Consider the following 17,861-nt stretch of genomic DNA (forward strand, 5'->3'; position numbering starts at 1 on the left):
GGCGGATCGGCGGGACGACTGAATACATGCACCGCCCTAACCGGCGATGCTGTTCTGGCCTCGCCGCAACTGGATTGGCGGCGAGCGGCAGCGCATGAATCTCCGCCGTTTTACTTGTATCGGCATGCCGACTTGATTGAATTGAACGCCATTTCGTTTATCCTGTTTCCATAGTCATGCGGTGGTCCGAACCAGCAGTGCTCTCGTCGGAGGTCACGGCCAATGAGTCCCGTCATCGTCACCCTGCTCGTGCTCCTGGGCATCGGGCTGTTGCTTGCGCTCTGGCTAATGGGCATCTACAACGGGCTGGTGGTTGCCCGGAAGCGCTTCGAGAACGCCTTCGCGCAGATCGATGTGCAGCTCAAGCGGCGCTATGACCTGATCCCGAACCTGGTCGAAGCGGTCAAGGGCTATATGGGCCACGAGAGGGAGACGCTCGACGCCGTCATCAAGGCCCGCAACAGCGCGATGGCTGCCGAGCAGAAAGTCGCCGCCAACCCCAGCGACCCGGAGGCCATTAAGGGGTTCAACCAGGCCGAGGCTCAGCTGGGCGGCGTCCTGGGCCGGCTCTTTGCCCTCTCCGAGGCATACCCGGACCTCAAGGCCAACCAGAACATGCTCGCCTTGCAGGAAGAGCTGACTTCGACCGAGAACAAGGTCGGCTTCGCCCGGCAAGCGTTCAACGATGCCGCCACCGAGTACAACATCCGGCGCGAGGTGTTCCCGGCTGTTACGGTGGCCGGCATGTTCGGCTTCAAGCAGGCGACGCTATTGGAAACCGCGGAGACCGAGCGCGCGGCGCCCAAGGTGTCGTTCCGGTAAGCCGGGCCCCCATCGCTCTATGCGTCTCATGCTCCCCAAGCCGCTCTGACCGTGACCACCAATTTCTTTCAGCAGCAGGATTCGGCCCGACGCAAGACCTTTCAGCTGGTGGTCTATTTCGTCATGGCGATCCTGATACTGATCGCCCTGGTCTACGGGCTGCTCGTGGCGTTCAGCACGTATGACGCCCACGCACCCGTGTCCTGGTGGCAGCCGGAGATGCTCCTGTTCGCGGCGCTGGGGGTGGGCCTTGTGGTCGGCGGTGCCAGCGCATTCAAGGTGAGTCAGCTCGCTTCCGGCGGCCAGGCCGTCGCCCTGATGTTGGGCGGTGTGGAGGTGCCCGGCACGACCACCGACCCGCGGCAGAAACGGCTGCTCAACGTCGTCGAGGAGATCGCCCTCGCTGCGGGAGTGCCGGTACCCCCCGTTTATATTCTGGACGAGCCAGGGATCAATGCCTTCGCGGCCGGCTATGCTCCGGGAGATGCCGTGGTCGCCGTCTCGCAGGGCTGCCTCGACTACCTGACCCGCGACGAGCTCCAGGGCGTGGTGGCCCACGAGTTCAGCCACATCCTCAACGGCGACATGCGGCTCAACATCCGGCTAATCGGCCTGATCTTCGGGATCATGGTGTTGTCCATCATCGGCCGCAGCCTCATGTTCGCTTCCAGAGGACGCTCGTCGGGAAGGCAGAATGCCCAGGGCGGCATGGTGCTGCTGGGCTTGGGCGTGTTCGTGCTGGGCCTCGTGGGAGCGTTCTTCGGTCGGCTGATCATGGCGGCGGTGTCGCGGCAGCGCGAGTACCTGGCCGACGCCAGTGCCGTCCAGTTCACGCGCAACCCCGACGGAATCGGCGGGGCGCTAAAGAAGATCGGTGGGCTGGCTGAGGGCTCACGCATCGGCAACCCCCAAGCCGCAGAGGCCGGTCACATGTTTTTCGCCAACGCCTTCGCTGGCGAGGGACTCGCCGGAATGCTAGCTACCCACCCGCCCCTCGTCGAGCGCATCCGCCGGCTCAATCCCCAGTTCGACGGCCGGTTCCCGGAGGTGCGGCCGGTAGGTGTCGATCGGGAAGAACCTGAAGGCCCCCGGCCCAGCCGTGCCCCGCCGTTCGGCGGGGCTCCTACGTTACCGGGACTTCCGCAGGTGCCGGTGCCGGTGCTGGGGCTCGCTGACGAAACAGCATCCCGGGTCGGCCACATCGATCCGGAACTGATTAGCTATGCGCAGGGGTTACACGACGATATGCCAGACGTGCTCCGGGTCGCCGCCCAGGAGCCGTTCAGTGCTCGCGCCCTGGTCTACGCCCTCCTCATGGACCCGGGGTCGGACCTGCGGGAACTCCAGCTGACCCGGCTGAAAGCCGGCGCTGAGCTTCAGGACTTTGCCGAAACCCTGCGGCTGATCGCCCCTGTCCAGGCTTTGCCGGACACGCATCGGCTGCCCCTTCTGGACCTGAGCCTGCCAGCACTGCGGCAGATGTCGCCGCGGCAGCATCATTCATTCCGCGCTCAGGTCGAGATGCTAATGATCGCCGACCAGCGGCTGAGCTTGTTCGAGTACACGCTTCGCTGTGTACTGCATCGCCATCTCGACGCCCAATTCCTCCCGCAGCGCCCGGCGCGTGCAATGCGCAGTTCCCTGCAGAGCCTCGCGCACCCGGTGGCAACGGTATTGGCGCTACTGGCCTGGGAAGGCCAACCGGAAACCGACCCGGCCGCGCGGGCTTTCGATGCGGGCATGCGCGGCTACATCGGCGGCGAGCACGCCTACCGCTTGCGGCCTCGCGAAGAGTGCTCCCTCGCCGGATTCGACGCGGCCCTGCAAACGCTCAATCAATCGATCCCGGCCATCAAGCGCCGGATCGTCGCCGCCTGCGCGGCCTGCATCCTGGCAAACCAGCAGGTCACCGTCCGCGAAGCGGAGCTGCTCCGCGCCATCTGCGATACGCTCGGCTGCCCGCTACCGCCGCTCGTCGTGCGAGAAGCGGAACAAGAGTAGTCCTGGCAATGCAGGTGCGAGGCGCTCCCGCCGAGTGTTGTGCCGCTCATAGTTGCATCGTCACCACACGGGCCGGCGGCAGGTTAGCCCAGATGATCCGGCTCGACAGCATCACAAAGTCGCCCATCCCACCGGCATTCACGACGTTTCGGTCCGGCCGGATATCGTAGGTGAACTGAATCACGACACCACCAGGACGCAGGACCTGCCGCCACTGGTCGACAATCTCATCCACCTCGCGATGAGGCAACGAGCGCAAGGGAAGGCACGACACGATCGCGTCGACGCGCAGGTCCAGTGGCAGGCACCAGGCCAGGCGGGCAGCGTCGGCGTGCATGACTGGCACATCCGGGAATCGCCTGCGCAGATGCTGCACAAAGCTAGGGGAGCGCTCGACGACGATCAGCCGGTCGGTTTGCACGCCGTTTTCGAGCAACGCGTGCGTGACCGCGCCGGTACCGCCACCGAGTTCGATGACCACACCGTTGCCTGCCGGCACCTCCCGCGCGAGGCGCGCGGCGAGTCGCCGTGAGCTCGGGCAGATGGCGCCGACCGACCAGGGCGCCGTCGCCCATTCCCGTGCAAACAGCCGGGACGTGTGCAGGGGGCCGGCAACCATTACTGCACCACCTTGATGTCATAGGCCTTGGCCTTTGATGCGCCGACGATTTCCTTGTCGTACTCGCCGGTCAGCTCGATGGTGCCCGTCTGATTCACCGGCTGTGCGGCCGGCCAGCGTTTGTGGTCGATCTTGACCGGGAGCTCTGCCGTGCTGTCCGCGAACTGGTACTTTTCGTCGCCGATGGATTTCGCGATATGGCCGCGCAGTGCGATGCGCTGGTCTTCCCTGCCTGCGTCGCGAAGCTGTTGGACCGTCGTGGCCGTCGCTTCGGCACCAGGGCCTGTGCATCCCGCGTGAGCCTCTGCGGCGGACGCGGCGATCAGGCAGGCAACAATGAGTTTCTTCATTGGTTCTCCTTGAACGGGCGACATCGTGGTCGCGACAGAAATCAGTCTACAGACCCGAGGCTGAAGCCAGAGCGAAGGCGACGCTGCGCTGTGTCCGCCACTTAATGCAGTGTTAACCTTCCGGCCGGTAAGCTTGCGACGCCGCGTCAGGGAACCGGCGGGAACAGGATGACGACGGAGGCGAATACTGCTGGCCAAGGACGATCCGCTGATCGGCAATGGACTAAGACTCGGCCTGCGCCGGGAAGGTTTCGCCGCACTACCCTACGCGGCTTTCGGCGTGTCCAATCTCGCGAGCAGGGCGCGCTCGCTGCGGTGCCGCTTGTCATGTGTAGCCAGGCGCCGCAGCCGCAGACGCACGGCGGCTGACGCTTTCTTCATCTTCAGCACAAAACGACGCAATGAATACAATCGAAGCATTCAACCACGCGCTCTTCCTGATGATCAACGGCACACCGGCAACGCCGGGATGGCTGGTCAGCACGGCGCTCGTCTCTGCAAATTATCTGATCTGGTTAGTCCCGCTCATGTTGGTCATGATGTGGCTTTCCGGGGACCGCCAGCGGCGCGAGCTGGCCCTGCGTGCCTGCTGCGTCGCGCTGCTGGCGCTCGGCGTCAACCAGTTGATCGGTCTCGTCTGGCAGCACCCCCGCCCGTTCATGATCGGGCTCGGCCACACGTTCCTGGCGCATGTGCCCGATTCGTCGTTCCCAAGCGATCACGCCACCCTCTTTGCGAGCATCGCGCTGCCGCTGCTCTTCGGGCGGATGTGCTGGCTCGGTGGCATGACGCTCGTCGTGGGTATCATCGTCGCGTGGGCACGCGTGTTTCTCGGCGTGCATTTTCCGCTCGACATGATCGGGGCAGTGGCCGTCGCGTGCATCGCCTACGCGGCAATTGCGCGGCTGTGGCAAACGGGCGGCACGGCGATGACAGATCTGGTGGTCACGCTCTATCGTATGCTGCTCGCATGGCCGATCAGCCGAGGCTGGCTGAGGCCGTGATTGCCTGTCTGCGACGCTCGCCGCCCCGCCGGGGGAAGACGCTGGCAGTCTGGGATATCCGGAGCCACCTCTGCCATTTGCAATCGAGACTCGACATTGCATCCACGCCTCACGACACAGGCCACACAAACGGTCTGCGCAAGAATTGAAGCGTGGATTGCACCGAGGATCGCAGCGGTTTGCTAAGGCGCGAACAGATCCATCCCCGCTAGGACCAGCGTGACACTCAGCGCTATTGCGGCCGTAGAATCCACGAGAAGCAGGATTGCAGCAGACAGCCAGCAGGCGATGGCAAAGCCAATAGCTTGTTTCATGGTGACACTTCGCTGTCGGGGCAATGGCAGGTGATCGAAATCTCGCGGAGGGATGCACAGACCCAGGCCGGCCCTTACCCAGATGACCACGTCAACGAAAACAGCAGGACGCATCTTCCGCGAATAGGCCGCGCGCTTATCGAGCTTTGCCGTTGCGTCTGGCGCCGGCCGAAGCTGTCAGCGAAATGCCGACAAGGACGGCAACAAAACTGAAAGTGAGACGCGTGCTCATCGGTTCATGTAGGAACAGAACGCCGCCGAGCGCCGCAACGGGCGGCACTAGCAGTTGGATGGCAGCCGCGGACATTGCAGTCAGTCTTCGGATCGTCGAACTCCACACTACAAAGCCAATTGCTGATGTCACGGCACCAGAAGCCACAGCGAGGGCAACTCCGGCTGCGCTCGCATGCGCAGGGGCGTGAAGGAACAATCCTAAGACGATGCAGATCGGTGTCGCCCGAAGGAAGTTTCCTGTCGTTGCTGATAGTGGACTCGCGACGCGCTTGCCTCTCAGGGTATAGAGCCCCCATGCAGCGCCCGCCCCGACCATCATAAGCAAGCCAGATAATCCCGGAACGCCGGCGCCAGGAGCTGTCAGGCATAGCAGTCCGGCAATAGCCACCAGATACCCAATTAGCGCCACGCGGTGGAAGCGTTCGCCTTTAAGGAGACAAGAAGTCAATATCGTCAGTTGTACCGTCCCGAACAGGACAAGCGCACCGGTGCTGACACCGAGGGATAGATATGACAACGAGAACAGGATCATGAAAGTGCCTAGCGCAGTCGCCGAAACCCAGTCAGGACTGGATTGCCGAGCACCTTCCGGGCTCAGTTTCGTCACGGCCAGCAATGTCGCACCTCCGGCCAGCAGCCGGATATCGGAAAACGTAGCTGCGTCGATGCTGTTGCTGAATAGCGCGACGCGACACAGCAGAGCGTTCGAGGCAAATGCAGCGATAGCGGCCGCGCCCTGCAAGGCGCAAGAAGGTGTGATTGCACTCGCGTCTGCGGGATCCAGATATGCATTCATCACGGTTCCTTTCCTCAGCACCGCAAACATGCGGGGCGATCAGCGCGACCACATTGCGGGCGGGCGTTCGTCCGGCGCGAGTCGACTCTCGCACGACGGTGTCCCATGCCGCCAGGTTGCAGATGTTTTTCAGACTGCCCTTCTCCAGTTGCCGCTGTTGTGCCATGCGCGCAAGATTCAAGGTGATCTTTCTCGGGCTCGCCACGGTGCGCGCGGCGACCCAGTGCTGTTTAGTTCCAGTTGATGACGGTCGCGGCTGTGAGCGGCACATCAGTATCGAGCACCGTGATGCGCGTGGGTACTACCTAAAAAGGTGGTACCCTCATGCTCACCGAAGATCGGTGATCCGCACATTTTTCTTGAGGACGACATGCTTCCATTCGCGGATTCCACCAATCCACCGGTCCAAGATGACGTCTATGCACTCTGGGATCGGCTGGCCGAGTTCTCAGCAGGTGATGGCGATGTCGCGCTGCCCCATCTGCTAACCACGCTCTGTGCTATGGTCAAGGCACAGAATGCGCTTTGGGCCGTTGTTGTGCGATTGCCTTCGCTCGCGCCAAAGGATCCTTTGTTCGGCTGGCGTCCACGACTGGTTCGGCTCCTGCATCCGGTACCGGCGATGGTCGCTTCGGTGCAGGAGCAGTACGACACGCTCTGGTCCGGCCACGTCGACTCGTCACATGTCGTGGCCGCGTCAGGGCACGAGCCGTTCTGCGCCAACCTGCTCTTCGAGGCGATGCCCGCCGAATGGTTTGAAGGTGAGCACTATCGGCGCCACTACCTCGAAGTCGGCCACGGCGACAGCATCCAGGTGCGTTGCTCGCTCAACGACGATGTGCGGATTCATCTCTTCGTGTTTCGCGATGTGCGGGCACCTCGTTTCTCTGCGCCGGATCTCGAGCGTCTGGGCTTCGTGATGCATGGGCTGAGATGGTTCAACCGGCAGCAACTGCTCAGCCATGGCCTGCTCATCGCCGACGCTCCCCTGACGACGGCCGAGCGAAGGGTGCTGCTGGGGTTGCTCGACGGATTCACGGAAAAGCAGATCGCGCAGAAACTCGACCAAAGTCCGAACACGACGCATGTCCACATCAAGTCGATCTACGCCAAATTCAACGTCCGGAATCGCTCGACGCTGACAGCGCTGTGGCTCGGCAAGTTGCGATAGCAAACTGCAGGCGCTGGGGCGTTGCAAGCAGCGGGCCTTAGGGCAGTCAGTCAGATGTACCTCCCGATTCACACCTCGCCCTGACGACCTGGATGAACGATATCCAATGCCCAGGATTCGGGGAATTCCAGACCCATATCACCCGCCTGAGCCCGGCAGTGGCGCGCCGCTGGCCCCCGGCGCGCCCTCAACTGTGTCCGTCAGGTACTACGCCGAATAGTTCCGCGACAGCAGGTGCCCAACGGCGGCTTCGCCGTCACCGACCGCGAAGTCCGCGAGCTCATTCCAGAGTGCGAATATCGCGCCGTCAGGCTGTCTTTCCGAAGTGAACGCGAGCGGCGCCGTCGGCACTGGCCGGGCTCACGCGATCACCTATTCAGGTTATGTTCGGGCGTCAGCGAATAATCTACGATCCCGTAGAAGGTCCAGCCCGCAATTGTATTGCAGGGCGACCATAACAACCACAGATACGGGGATCCGACCTTGTCGTCGAACGAAGGGGATCACGTCATGATTTCAGTACCGAAATCGGGCCGTCAGGCAGCGAAGCGTCTTGCCGTGCATCTCGCTGGATTCGTTGCAATTGCAGGCGTCGCCGTGGCCTATGGGCTGCAAGCGCAGTCGATGGAGGGGCGCGCTGCGGGACGGGCTGGCGGGAGTTACGAGAAGGCGTGGGCGGTGGTTGCGGCCTCGGGTGACGCGGGGAAGTTTGTCGCTTCGAACTATCGGACGTGCATCGAAGCCCACGACACGGGCTACACGATGACGGACCGGTGGCTCACCATCTATCACTCACGCTTGAACACGGCGGCGCAGTGCGGCCTGGAGACCGTCTCCCGCGCGTCAATGAAGGGTGACGCGTTTGTCGCCCAGGTGAAGGGCGTGATCGGCAGCCTGCCCACGCTAATTGCCGTGCCTGACCAACCGGCTCGCACGCTCCGATGGTTCGTCATTGACGATCGACCCACGTGATGCTCTGAGGGTGACGCGATCTACGACTGCTCCCTCGACCTGCATCGGTGGGCCGCAACATGCGGAATGACTGTCTACTTGCAGAGAAGAAGAAAACGACAATTGATCTATAAGGAATCCCATCATGTATTTCGCCTCCCGACTTAACAGCAGTGTGCTCATCGTTCTGCGCAACTTCCGCATTCGCGCAGGCTGCATCATCCGGTCCTGTCATGCACGCCAAGGTCAACGCCGAAGAGTACGGGTGGATATCGAGGGTTTGTGAACAGCGCGGTGAGAGTCACTATCCGAAAAACGTGATTGCGCAGACTCTTGACGTACCAGCGACCAGATTCTGGACACACAGCGAATTGTGCGCCGTTCAACCAGACTTGCTCTTCATCCGTTGCAGCGATGTCGAAGTGTCGACGTCGAATGCCACCTTAAGTGCGCGCGGAACAAGGGGCGTCTTCGATGGGAACCTCGCTTTCCCAATCCGCAAGCAGGCGTGCAGAGGGCACAGGCACGTCGACCGTGAGCGTTTATACGGAACGTGTTGACGACCTCTTCTTCAAAGGTCCAGCTTGGAATACAACTATCTTCCAGATTGGGAGGGACGACTGGCTTCGAAAATGAGAGTTGTCAAGCGAGGTACGTGTTTCGAAAAGGTGGCGCAACATGTGCCGCCAACCGCCACATACTCCCGGCGGCCAGGCAGGCGAGCGGACACTTTAACCTGCCGGGCTGTCGCACGTTGATTCCCGCAACGTGTCCGCCGTCGTCGGGACGCGCGGCACGAAGGTCCGTTCTTTGAGGGGCATTTGCCGCTTGAATGGCCGAGCAAGCCCAAAGGTGAACGGCAGAAGTTGGCCGCTTGCAGTCTTATGCCTCCCGCACCGATCGTGCCGCCGTCCGTGGCGCGATAAGTCCCCGGCTGTGGCTCCGGCACCGGTTACGCAACTCCCGGTGCCGGGTGCGAAACGGGGCGGTACAAGGATTGCCCGGAGTGCCGATCGTCAATCCTCGTTGACTTCGCCGTCCTGATCGACGGCCGGATCTACTGGATCGGCCGCTGGGTTCTCATCAGCGGGTGCGCCGGCATCCGCCCCCGCACTTTCAGCTACCTGCGCATCAACGGCGTCGCCTGACGCAACTTCCGCCACAACTGCACCGTCGCTTGACCCAGCTTGCGCAACTTCTGCAACGTCGCCTGACTGAGCTTCCACCAGATCCGCAACGTCGCCCGACTCAGTTACCGCCTCATCTGCAACGTCGGCTGACTCAGCTACCGCCTCATCTGCAACGTCGGCTGTCTCAGCTACCGCCTCATCTGCAACGTCGGCTGTCTCAGCTACCGCCTCATCTGCAACGTCGGCTGACTCAGCTACCGCGAGATCCGCAACGTCTCCTGACGCATTGGGCTCCTGGATTGACTCATCGGTCGGCGTCGTAACGATCTCATCCGGCACGCCAGCCGTGCCGTCCACGTTCAGTGTCATCGAAATCCTCATATGGTCGAGTTAATGGTAGAAACCCCCAAAGGATTCCCAATGAAATGCGCGTCTCCTACGGTCGACTTTTTTATCGCAGGCAGCGTGGCCAGCGTGGGAGAGCACATAGTCTCACATCGCTAGCCCGATAATGGATCACAGCATGGACGCATTCGATCTGGATGTGTTCGCAAGCGAACACATCGCGTGACGCGCATAAAAGCTTAAGTGTTCCGCCGAACGGCCTGCTTGATCTTCTGCCTGGAAATGGCGTGCGTCATGCCGGCAATGCGACCTGAAGTTTGGCGCATCGTCGCTGGCTAAGCTCCAGCTCGTCTGCCAGCGCCTGGTCGCAGTTTGCCTTTGACGAACGGAGACGCTCGAACGAAGGCCGACTCGCGCACCGCGAATGCAATGCGAATACTCGTTCCCGCCGCTGCCAATCGTCGCTGCGGGCCATCGGCGTCAAGCGGTGCTGCCTCGTCCTGATCCTGTCCAGGTCGTCAGGAGCAAGGCGGCTGAGCCGAGGCGTCGGCAAGCGCATTTCGACTGCTATCGCCGGAATATTTGCCGCGCGCAGCCGTTTAGTGCGTACGTGCGGTCCCCTCCGTCTCCCGGCCGGGCCGCCGTGACTGCCGGACCGGTCGTGCCGGCAAGAACGGTGTTGCCGCGCACCTTGCCACAACGCCGCCTTTGTATCGCCTGATGCATCACCCGCCGGTGAGGGGCCTTCGCGCGCTCGCCGTGGCGCAAATGCAACGCATCAGGCGGGATCGCTCGCGACAGCCAGCACACCACCCACAGGGCGTTCGCGCGTACGTGGATGGAGGCTGCCGCAGCTTTCGTGGAGAGTCGAGTCATGAAAACTGTCATCACACGCCTGGCTCCGCGTCTTGCGGCGCCTGCCAACCCCGCGCAAGCAACTCAGCCCATGCTCGCGCGAAGTACTGCCCGTTCGGGCCGTCCCGCGCGCAGCGCACGCGGCCATCCGTGGCGCCGTCTGCTGCTCGCGCTGTGCGGCATCGGCGTCGCGCTCGGCGCAGCAAACTTTGCGTACGCCGAAGATTTCGTCCCATTGTTGCCGCCACCCTCGGTCACATCGACCACCGTGCCGGCCAATGGTGACCTCAATCCGTATGGGCGTCGCGTTCGTGCCGACCGGTTTTCCCACCTACGGCACCATCGCGCCGGGCGACCTGCTGGTGTCTAACTTCAACAATGCGCAGAACGTGCAGGGCACCGGCACTACCATCGTCAAGATCGTGCCGGGCGCGAAGCAGGCCACGACGTTCTTCCAGGGCCCCCCCGGGCTTGGCCTCACCATGGCGCTCAATGTGCTGCGCGGCGGCTTCGTGCTGGTCGGTAACACCCCCACTACTGACGGCACGTTCCACACGATCAAACCCGGCTCGCTGATCATCGTGAACCGCAGCGGCAACATGATCGCGCAGTGGACGACCGCCGCGAAGATCGATGGACCGTGGGGTATGACGGTCTTCGACCAGGGCGATCGCGCGAAAGTGTTCGTCTCGAACGTGCTGAACGGAACCGTTGTGCGGCTCGACGTCACGGTCGACGACAGCGGCGTGCATCTCGTGAGGGCAACCCAGGTCGCATCCGGCTACCAGTTCCGCGGCGACCCGGCAGCAGTGGAGATCGGGCCTGCCGGGCTCGTATACGATCCGTTACGCGATGTGCTCTACGTTGCGTCGATCGTCGACAATGCGGTCTTCGCAGTGTTCGGTGCGGGCACCTCACAGCATGACGGCGGCAAGGGCGTGGTGATCTACGCGGACAACAAGCACCTGCATGGAGCGCTCGGTTTAGCGTCGGGACCGAACGGCCATCTCTTCACCTCAAACGGCGACGCGATCAACCCCGATCCGGCACAGCCGAGTGAACTTGTCGAGTTCACGCCGCAAGGGCAATTCGTTGCGCAACTGCCGATTGATCCGGCGCCAGACGGTGCGTTCGGCATCGCGTTTGGTCGGGTGATGAACGAGCACGTGCACTTTGCCGCGGTCGATGACAATACGAACGCAATCACGGACTGGAACCTGCCGTTTGAGGACCGTTGACGGATCCGGCGGTGCCATCTGAAACGGTGCCGCTCTGAACCGACTCGCGCCGCGGCAGGCGCAATACACGCTACGGGGTAAAGGGGTTCATATACAAGCATGAAAAGTGCGGCCGATCGTTCATGCCCGACTGCCTGAAGCGATCGGCCGTACCTCCGCCGTTGACCGGTTCCCCGCCAACGGACCACAAGACGCTGCAGAACGGACACTCAAGTGGTGTAGGCCACACACGCACCTCTTCAGCATTCCGCTTGGGCCGTCGGTGCGCCCCGTATCACCTTCGCCCGTCGCCGGTGCTTCTCATTCAGGATCTGGCGCCGCCGGTAGTCCGTCAGCTTCTTCCAATCCCGAATTTCTTCTCGAGTTCGAAAGAAAGCAACCGATGCATAGTTCGGTTTTACCGTCGGAAGCGCATACCTCGACGCACGGTGCTATGACTGCCATCGCTTAGTCTCAGGCGCCGGCACGCGTCGGATTCACTTCTACCGTCACGGCGCCGCGCGATCTGACGCGCCGACACGGCCATACTCACCCTGGGAGATATCCCCTCTGATTCGGAAAGCGTCGGTGATCGGCTTGAGTGTTTGGGGCATCGGTGGGGGTACTCCAATCTACACTTCACCCTCTGATTCTCTAATCCGACATCAAAAAAGAGGGCATCGTCCGGTTGAATCCCCCTGTAACGTGGACGACTTATTCCGTCTGCAGAATGGCGGGCCGCTCGCGTGTCGCGTATGCGAACGCAGGCGCACCCCTAAACCAACAATTATGTCGTCCGGAGAACTTTGATGAGCATTCCCTTTCGCTATGCGCTGCCTTTAGGCTTGATCGCCGCCGCAGTGCTCGCCGCATGCGGCAGCAACGACAACAGCAATCCAGGTACGCCAGCAGTAGCGAGCGGAATAGCGAACGCGCAGCACGTGCTGCTAGTGAGTATCGACGGAATGCATCAGCAGGACCTCGCCAACTGCGTTGCCGCGAAGACCTGTCCCAACATCGCGGCACTCGCGCAAACCGGCGTCACATACTCAAGTGCGTCGACACCCGGGCTCTCCGATTCGTTTCCCAGGCCTAGCTGCTTTGCTAACCGGCGGATCACCGAAAACCGCCGGCCTTTTTTATGACGTCTCCTATGACCGCACGCTCTACGCACCGAGCGATACGCAATGCGCAGGCCCGCAGGGATGGAACGTGGTGTTCGATGAAACGACCGGCATCGACGCGATGAACGGTGGGGCGCTGACGCACCTTAACGGAGGCGGCGGCTTTAACCCGCAGGCAATCCCGAACGCGAAAGTGAACGGCGTGTGTACGCCAGTCTATCCTCACAATTACATCAAAACCAACACCCTGTTCGAAGTCGTCAAGTCACAGATGGCGAACGCCCGCACGGCGTGGGCCGACAAGCACGCATGGGGTTATGACTGGGTCAATGGGCCGTCAGGCAAGGGCGTCGACGACCTCGCCCGCACCGAAATCAATTCGATTGACCCGACGACGAACAGCGACTACACCGACATCTACACCCACACAGAAGCTTTTGACAATCTGCATGTGCAGGTGATTCTCAATCAGATCGACGGCAAGGATTCGACGGGGGCGACCACGCCGGGTGTACCGACCGTGTTCGGCACAAACTTCCAAACGCTGAGCGTTGCCCAGAAAGCGACGAACGCATCGGGCGGTGGCTACACGGATGCCAATTTCACGCCGGGTCCGCAAGTCAGCGCCGCCATCGCTTACGTCGATGGAGCGATCGGTAAGATGGTCACGGAGCTGAAAGCAAAGAACCTGTACGCGTCGACTGTAGTCGTCGTCACGGCGAAACACGGCCAGTCGCCGTCTGACCATACGAAGCTGGTCAAAAACGGTGACACGCTGACTGCGCTGCTTGAGGCGAACAACTATCTTGATGCGAACGGCAAATTCGGCCAGTTTTCGACGACTAGCGGCTCGCTTAACGATGGCACTGGGCTCGTTGGCACTGGCATGGCTCAGACCGACGATGTCGGGCTGATCTGGCTACGTAACCCAGCGCAAGCGGCTCAGGTCGTGGCGACACTTCAGGCCAATCTCTCGTGTACTTCCACGGGAATCTGTGCCGACGGTCCGCAGGCTTCGATCCTAACCGGCGCCGCACTGGTAGCGAAGTTCGGCGATCCGGCGCAAGGTCGCACGCCCGATATCATCGTGCAGCCTAATCCGGGCGTCATCTATACGAGCAGTACGAAGAAAGATGCCGAACACGGCGGCAACGCGCCGGACGATAGCCATGTCGGTCTGCTCGTTTCGTACCCGACGCTCCAGGCGGCCACGAACACAGAAACCGTCAGCTTGACCCAGGTCGCGCCTACGGTTCTGAAGTCGCTGGCACTGGATCCGTCGCTCCTGCATTCGGTCGCGGCGGAAGGCACGCAAGTGTTGCCGGGCTTGGGCTTCTAAAGTCTTGATGGAAGTCTTCGATCAATAGCATTTCGTGTTTCATCTCCTGGTGAGCGTTCGAGGTCCGCTCACCAGGTTGATGAATGCAGTGGAGAAGGAACAGCGATCGATATCGTTAGCAAGCGTTTTCATAGTTCGGCTTCGAACCGAGCACGATTGCCGGTCGCTTGAACGCCCCAACTTTTTCCTGTGACTTTGAATGCCACAGGGAGGGTTCTTGATGTTCTGACGCATTTGCACTTGCGAATGTCCTCGTTGATCCATACCCGTTGTGAACGTCAGTGAAGCGACGGCGGCCAATTAATATTGGCCGAATTCTGTGCGTAGCTCGTCCGTCACATTGTGGAGTAATGCGACCAGCCCCACGGCAGGCTTGCGGGAAGCGTTGCACAACAACTACCCGCATGCCACCTGTTTTTCGCAACCGGGCGAGGACCACCGCGCCTTTCGCCGACACCGAACACACGGGTCGGGTGGTGTACTGCAGAGATGCACCATGCACTGTAGCGGAACTGAAAGAACCATCGCGTAGGATCGCTAGCCCATGCGCTTGATAGCGTGGCTGCGTTTAACAATCCCTGGAGGGATCCGTGGAAACTTACGTACTTTTCGGCGGCGTTATAGCAATCGGCACAGCCATTGCGATATGGGGAATCTGGCATCTCAGGTGACGCGTGCCTTCAGGTTATCCCAGATCCGTGAGGCATGCTGCAGTCGCGGGGATGGGGGTGTGCCAGATGCCGATGTCCCTCGAGTTCACAGATGTTGAAAGCCGCCATGGTCGGCAATCGGACGCATTGCTGACCTGAAACCCAGCACGTTCCAATGCCGGCTTTGGCCGACAACTGCGCGTTGAGCATCGGGCGGGTCTCGGCCACCGCATGACTCAGGCGAACGGCAGAAAGTGGCCGAACCTAGTCCGACGCCGAACCGAAAATCGGGGCTGTCGTCGATCCGGAGGTATCCGGCAGGAGTCGCCCCATTGCAGCCCGTCGAACCGCTCGGACCATTGACCGCTTTCGAGTAACGAACAGTCCTTCGTCGGGCTTTGGGCTGCCCGAACTGCATCTGGAAGTGGGCTGGACGACATCAATATTTCAGGCAGATCCCAATGAGTCGTCTGCGAATGACTCACTAACTGGCACAGCACTCCCTTTTGTGTGAGAGGAAAGTTGAACATCAAATTACAAATCAGGAAAATTCGACCATAGCAAGCTTTTCAGCTAATAAACATCCTTGCAGGGCAACGCCGGCCCTTATAAGGGCCGGCCCACTTCGCAGGATCAATTCAAACCGGAGTACTTCAGAGTCCAGGTGAACGTACGACTACTGCCCGCGTTGAGTGCGAAGGGGCGCGTCGTACACGCGAAATTCGAATGCAGTTGCCCAATCGGCGTTGTCGACAGCGGATTGGTGACCCCGCCCGCCATCTCGAAGTTAGACAGGACACAACTGTCAAAACCCGTAGTGTCATAGCTGGTCGCATTACTATTGGAGTAGCGAACCGAGTAACCATCGCTACCCGCTGTGGCGTGCTGGACATCTGCAAAAGACGTGAAGTCCGTCTCGACCGCGATGTTGCCGGTCAACGTCCCAGAATTCAGCGTATCGGCTCGCGTCAGTGTGCCTTGACCAAACGTTAGGACCGTGTGGACCTGCAGGTCGATATCCGTGGCATAGGTTGCATTCTTAACGGCCTGCCGGAACTTGGTCGTGTCGAAAGAGACGATCACCTGACCGTTATTTTCCTGAACGCTTAGGTTCCTATAATACGTGACCGGAATGTAAGTCTTCCCGTTATAGGAAACTTGCGGGATCAGCAACGCATAACCCTGATCCGTTGTGCCATAAATCAGGTTGTCGGAGAACGGCGTCGGGTAATAGGGCGTGTACGAATTGTAGTCGGGTGCCTGGTTCAGGTTGAGATTGATGACGCGCTTGCCGTCGCGCACCGTGATGAGCGCTGCGCTGTATGGGTGAGCCGTGTCCGTGGGCAGGTTGTACCACGTGAGCGTGTAATGCGGTCTCGCATCCAGCCAAGCTTGCAGGTCGGAATCAGCCATGGGTGCACTGCCGCCAAAACCCAGTTTGTTCCACCAGGCATTCACATACATGTACTGGTGTAAAAGACTGAAATTCTCACCCATGACTCGAGGTTTGCCGCGATACGCATCGGTTCCGCGCCCTTTGACCCACATATTCACCGACGGCGTCGGCAGGGTCGGGTCGTACCAGAAAGTGTCAAAGCGGTAAGCCGCCTTATAGATGAACGAATAGGCGACCTGCATTTCCTGCGCGGTCAACACGCCTGCATTGGCCGCCGCGGTCAGGATTTCCATGAAGGCTGTATCGCCGTATGGGCCGATGGAGCGGCCATAATTGAAACCCTGCCCGTCTGCGTTGAGCTGGGGAAGAATCAGGTCGACTGACTTGCGCAGATAGGATTTCAATTCAGGTGTTAGGTTGGCCTCATTGCCCATTTCGAACGTTCGCTCAACGACTTCTCCAATGAGCAGCGTGCTGTATCGATCGAAGCGTGCCTGATCAAAATAGGTCGTATGTGTATTCGAGGCCTCGTCGGAAAAACCGCCGGACGAGTCTCTTCTAATGTGATTCGTGAGTGTGTACAGCAGTGCGTCCCGCGCGCCCATCGATGCCACAGCCGGGTCGGTGGCGGAAGAGAAAGTCGGATTGGTCCATCCAAGTTTCTGTCTCAGCCCCGCAATACCGTAAGAAACCGCATAGTAATTCTGTGCGGTATTAAGCGATGCAACGTCGATCGGCACACCTGCGGCAGGGCACGTATTTTTCGTGCCGCTTGCATCCGCGCCGAACATATCGCAGAAGGTCAGGCGATTCTGCAGCGTAGCCAGCATGGCGTCGCTGAAGACTTCGTTGAGCATACCGTGCGCCTTGAAATTATTGAGCGCAACGAGGTAGTAGTACTCGCCCCATGACGTATTTGCGTACGTGTAACTGGCGCCGCTCGTCTGCGCCATCATCGCGGTCGTTATCTTTTGATACGTCGCGAGGTAATCCGCGTATTTCGGATCCCCTTTCGCCTTCATATCGATCAATATGTACGACAGACCGAGCGCCAGTTTGCCAGGCAGGAATTTATCGCCCGTGTTGGTATCGAGCACGTGCACCGGGCTGCCGTCGCCCAAGTCCATGACCACTTGCGTGAAATCAGGTGCCTTCCTGATGAGGTCAAAAAGCGCTCTCATCTGTCCCATCATGGTGATAGGCACCCCTGCGCCTGAAGGGACGCTCGTATCCGTCGCTCCATAGACAATTCCATGAAGAGAAACTGTAGGTGCAGAAGAAACCGGATTTTTCACAGCGTCAATCCCGCCGCCTCCGCAGGCACTGACGAGAAGAAGCGTCAGTGCACTGAACGCAAATATAACGGGTGATTTTCGCGATGGACGCATTTTTGTCTCCTGATTGTAAGTGGATCGACGCCGAAATTAGCAATCTCACCAACGCATCTGGCTATTCGTTCTCTTGGGTTTGCAACTGAGTACCAGTTCGACGGAAGTCGGAAAACTCGATCGCCGTCGACGTCGCACCATCTCGGCTTGAGTCA

The 17,861-nt window shown here is 60.5% G+C and carries 11 protein-coding genes and 1 pseudogene; 7 read left to right on the forward strand and 5 right to left on the reverse strand.

Annotation, left to right across the window (positions count from 1 at the left end; genetic code table 11):
* The first annotated feature begins 222 nt into the window (after positions 1 to 222).
* Entirely contained in the window at positions 223 to 822 is a 600-nt protein-coding gene (locus QFZ91_RS36015) for a LemA family protein (RefSeq protein ID WP_176379792.1), read from the forward strand.
* Between the two features lie 51 nt (positions 823 to 873).
* Positions 874 to 2,823: a M48 family metallopeptidase gene (locus tag QFZ91_RS36020; RefSeq protein ID WP_429570174.1), complete on the forward strand. Its 1,950-nt coding sequence runs from the start codon at positions 874 to 876 to the stop codon at positions 2,821 to 2,823.
* Between the two features lie 46 nt (positions 2,824 to 2,869).
* On the opposite strand, the gene QFZ91_RS36025 is transcribed toward QFZ91_RS36020, so the two are convergent.
* A complete protein-coding gene (locus QFZ91_RS36025) occupies positions 2,870 to 3,442 on the reverse strand; it encodes a class I SAM-dependent methyltransferase (protein WP_429570175.1) in 573 nt (190 codons plus the stop codon).
* Positions 3,442 to 3,792, reverse strand: a complete 351-nt coding sequence (locus tag QFZ91_RS36030; protein ID WP_429570176.1) for a NirD/YgiW/YdeI family stress tolerance protein — start codon at positions 3,790 to 3,792, stop codon at positions 3,442 to 3,444. Before QFZ91_RS36030 ends, QFZ91_RS36025 begins: the two co-directional genes overlap by 1 nt.
* Positions 3,793 to 4,193: 401 nt before the next feature.
* Here QFZ91_RS36030 and QFZ91_RS36035 point away from each other — a divergent pair, with 401 nt between their 5' ends.
* The gene (locus QFZ91_RS36035; RefSeq protein ID WP_429570177.1) at positions 4,194 to 4,796 is read left to right on the forward strand and encodes a phosphatase PAP2 family protein; all 603 of its coding nucleotides are present in this window, start codon (positions 4,194 to 4,196) and stop codon (positions 4,794 to 4,796) included.
* A gap of 450 nt (positions 4,797 to 5,246) precedes the next feature.
* On the opposite strand, the gene QFZ91_RS36040 is transcribed toward QFZ91_RS36035, so the two are convergent.
* Positions 5,247 to 6,170, reverse strand: coding sequence for a DMT family transporter (locus tag QFZ91_RS36040; RefSeq protein ID WP_429570178.1), 924 nt, complete (start codon positions 6,168 to 6,170; stop codon positions 5,247 to 5,249).
* A 340-nt stretch (positions 6,171 to 6,510) separates the two neighbouring features.
* Between QFZ91_RS36040 and QFZ91_RS36045 the strand changes: the two genes are divergently transcribed.
* Together QFZ91_RS36045 and QFZ91_RS36050 are read left to right on the forward strand one after the other, a co-directional pair.
* Positions 6,511 to 7,311: a helix-turn-helix transcriptional regulator gene (locus QFZ91_RS36045; RefSeq protein ID WP_429570179.1), complete on the forward strand. Its 801-nt coding sequence runs from the start codon at positions 6,511 to 6,513 to the stop codon at positions 7,309 to 7,311.
* 483 nt (positions 7,312 to 7,794) lie between these two features.
* A complete protein-coding gene (locus QFZ91_RS36050) occupies positions 7,795 to 8,283 on the forward strand; it encodes a hypothetical protein (RefSeq protein WP_429570180.1) in 489 nt (162 codons plus the stop codon).
* A gap of 995 nt (positions 8,284 to 9,278) precedes the next feature.
* Here the strand turns inward: QFZ91_RS36050 and QFZ91_RS36055 are convergent.
* Positions 9,279 to 9,761 (reverse strand): mucin-associated surface protein, encoded by a 483-nt coding sequence (locus QFZ91_RS36055; RefSeq protein WP_429570181.1) that lies wholly within the window; start codon positions 9,759 to 9,761, stop codon positions 9,279 to 9,281.
* Positions 9,762 to 10,870: 1,109 nt separating this feature from the next.
* On the opposite strand from QFZ91_RS36055, the gene QFZ91_RS36060 reads away from it, so the two are divergent.
* Together QFZ91_RS36060 and QFZ91_RS36065 are read left to right on the forward strand one after the other, a co-directional pair.
* Complete coding sequence (locus tag QFZ91_RS36060; protein ID WP_429570182.1) at positions 10,871 to 11,830, forward strand: hypothetical protein; 960 nt, start codon at positions 10,871 to 10,873, stop codon at positions 11,828 to 11,830.
* 788 nt (positions 11,831 to 12,618) lie between these two features.
* A pseudogene (locus QFZ91_RS36065) lies at positions 12,619 to 14,272 on the forward strand (alkaline phosphatase family protein).
* Positions 14,273 to 15,555: 1,283 nt separating this feature from the next.
* Here the strand turns inward: QFZ91_RS36065 and QFZ91_RS36070 are convergent.
* Positions 15,556 to 17,706, reverse strand: a complete 2,151-nt coding sequence (locus QFZ91_RS36070) for a hypothetical protein (protein ID WP_429570183.1) — start codon at positions 17,704 to 17,706, stop codon at positions 15,556 to 15,558.
* Positions 17,707 to 17,861 lie beyond the last annotated feature (155 nt).

Origin of the sequence: Paraburkholderia sp. JPY419, from assembly GCF_050435705.1 — a bacterium.
Classification (GTDB): domain Bacteria; phylum Pseudomonadota; class Gammaproteobacteria; order Burkholderiales; family Burkholderiaceae; genus Paraburkholderia; species Paraburkholderia youngii.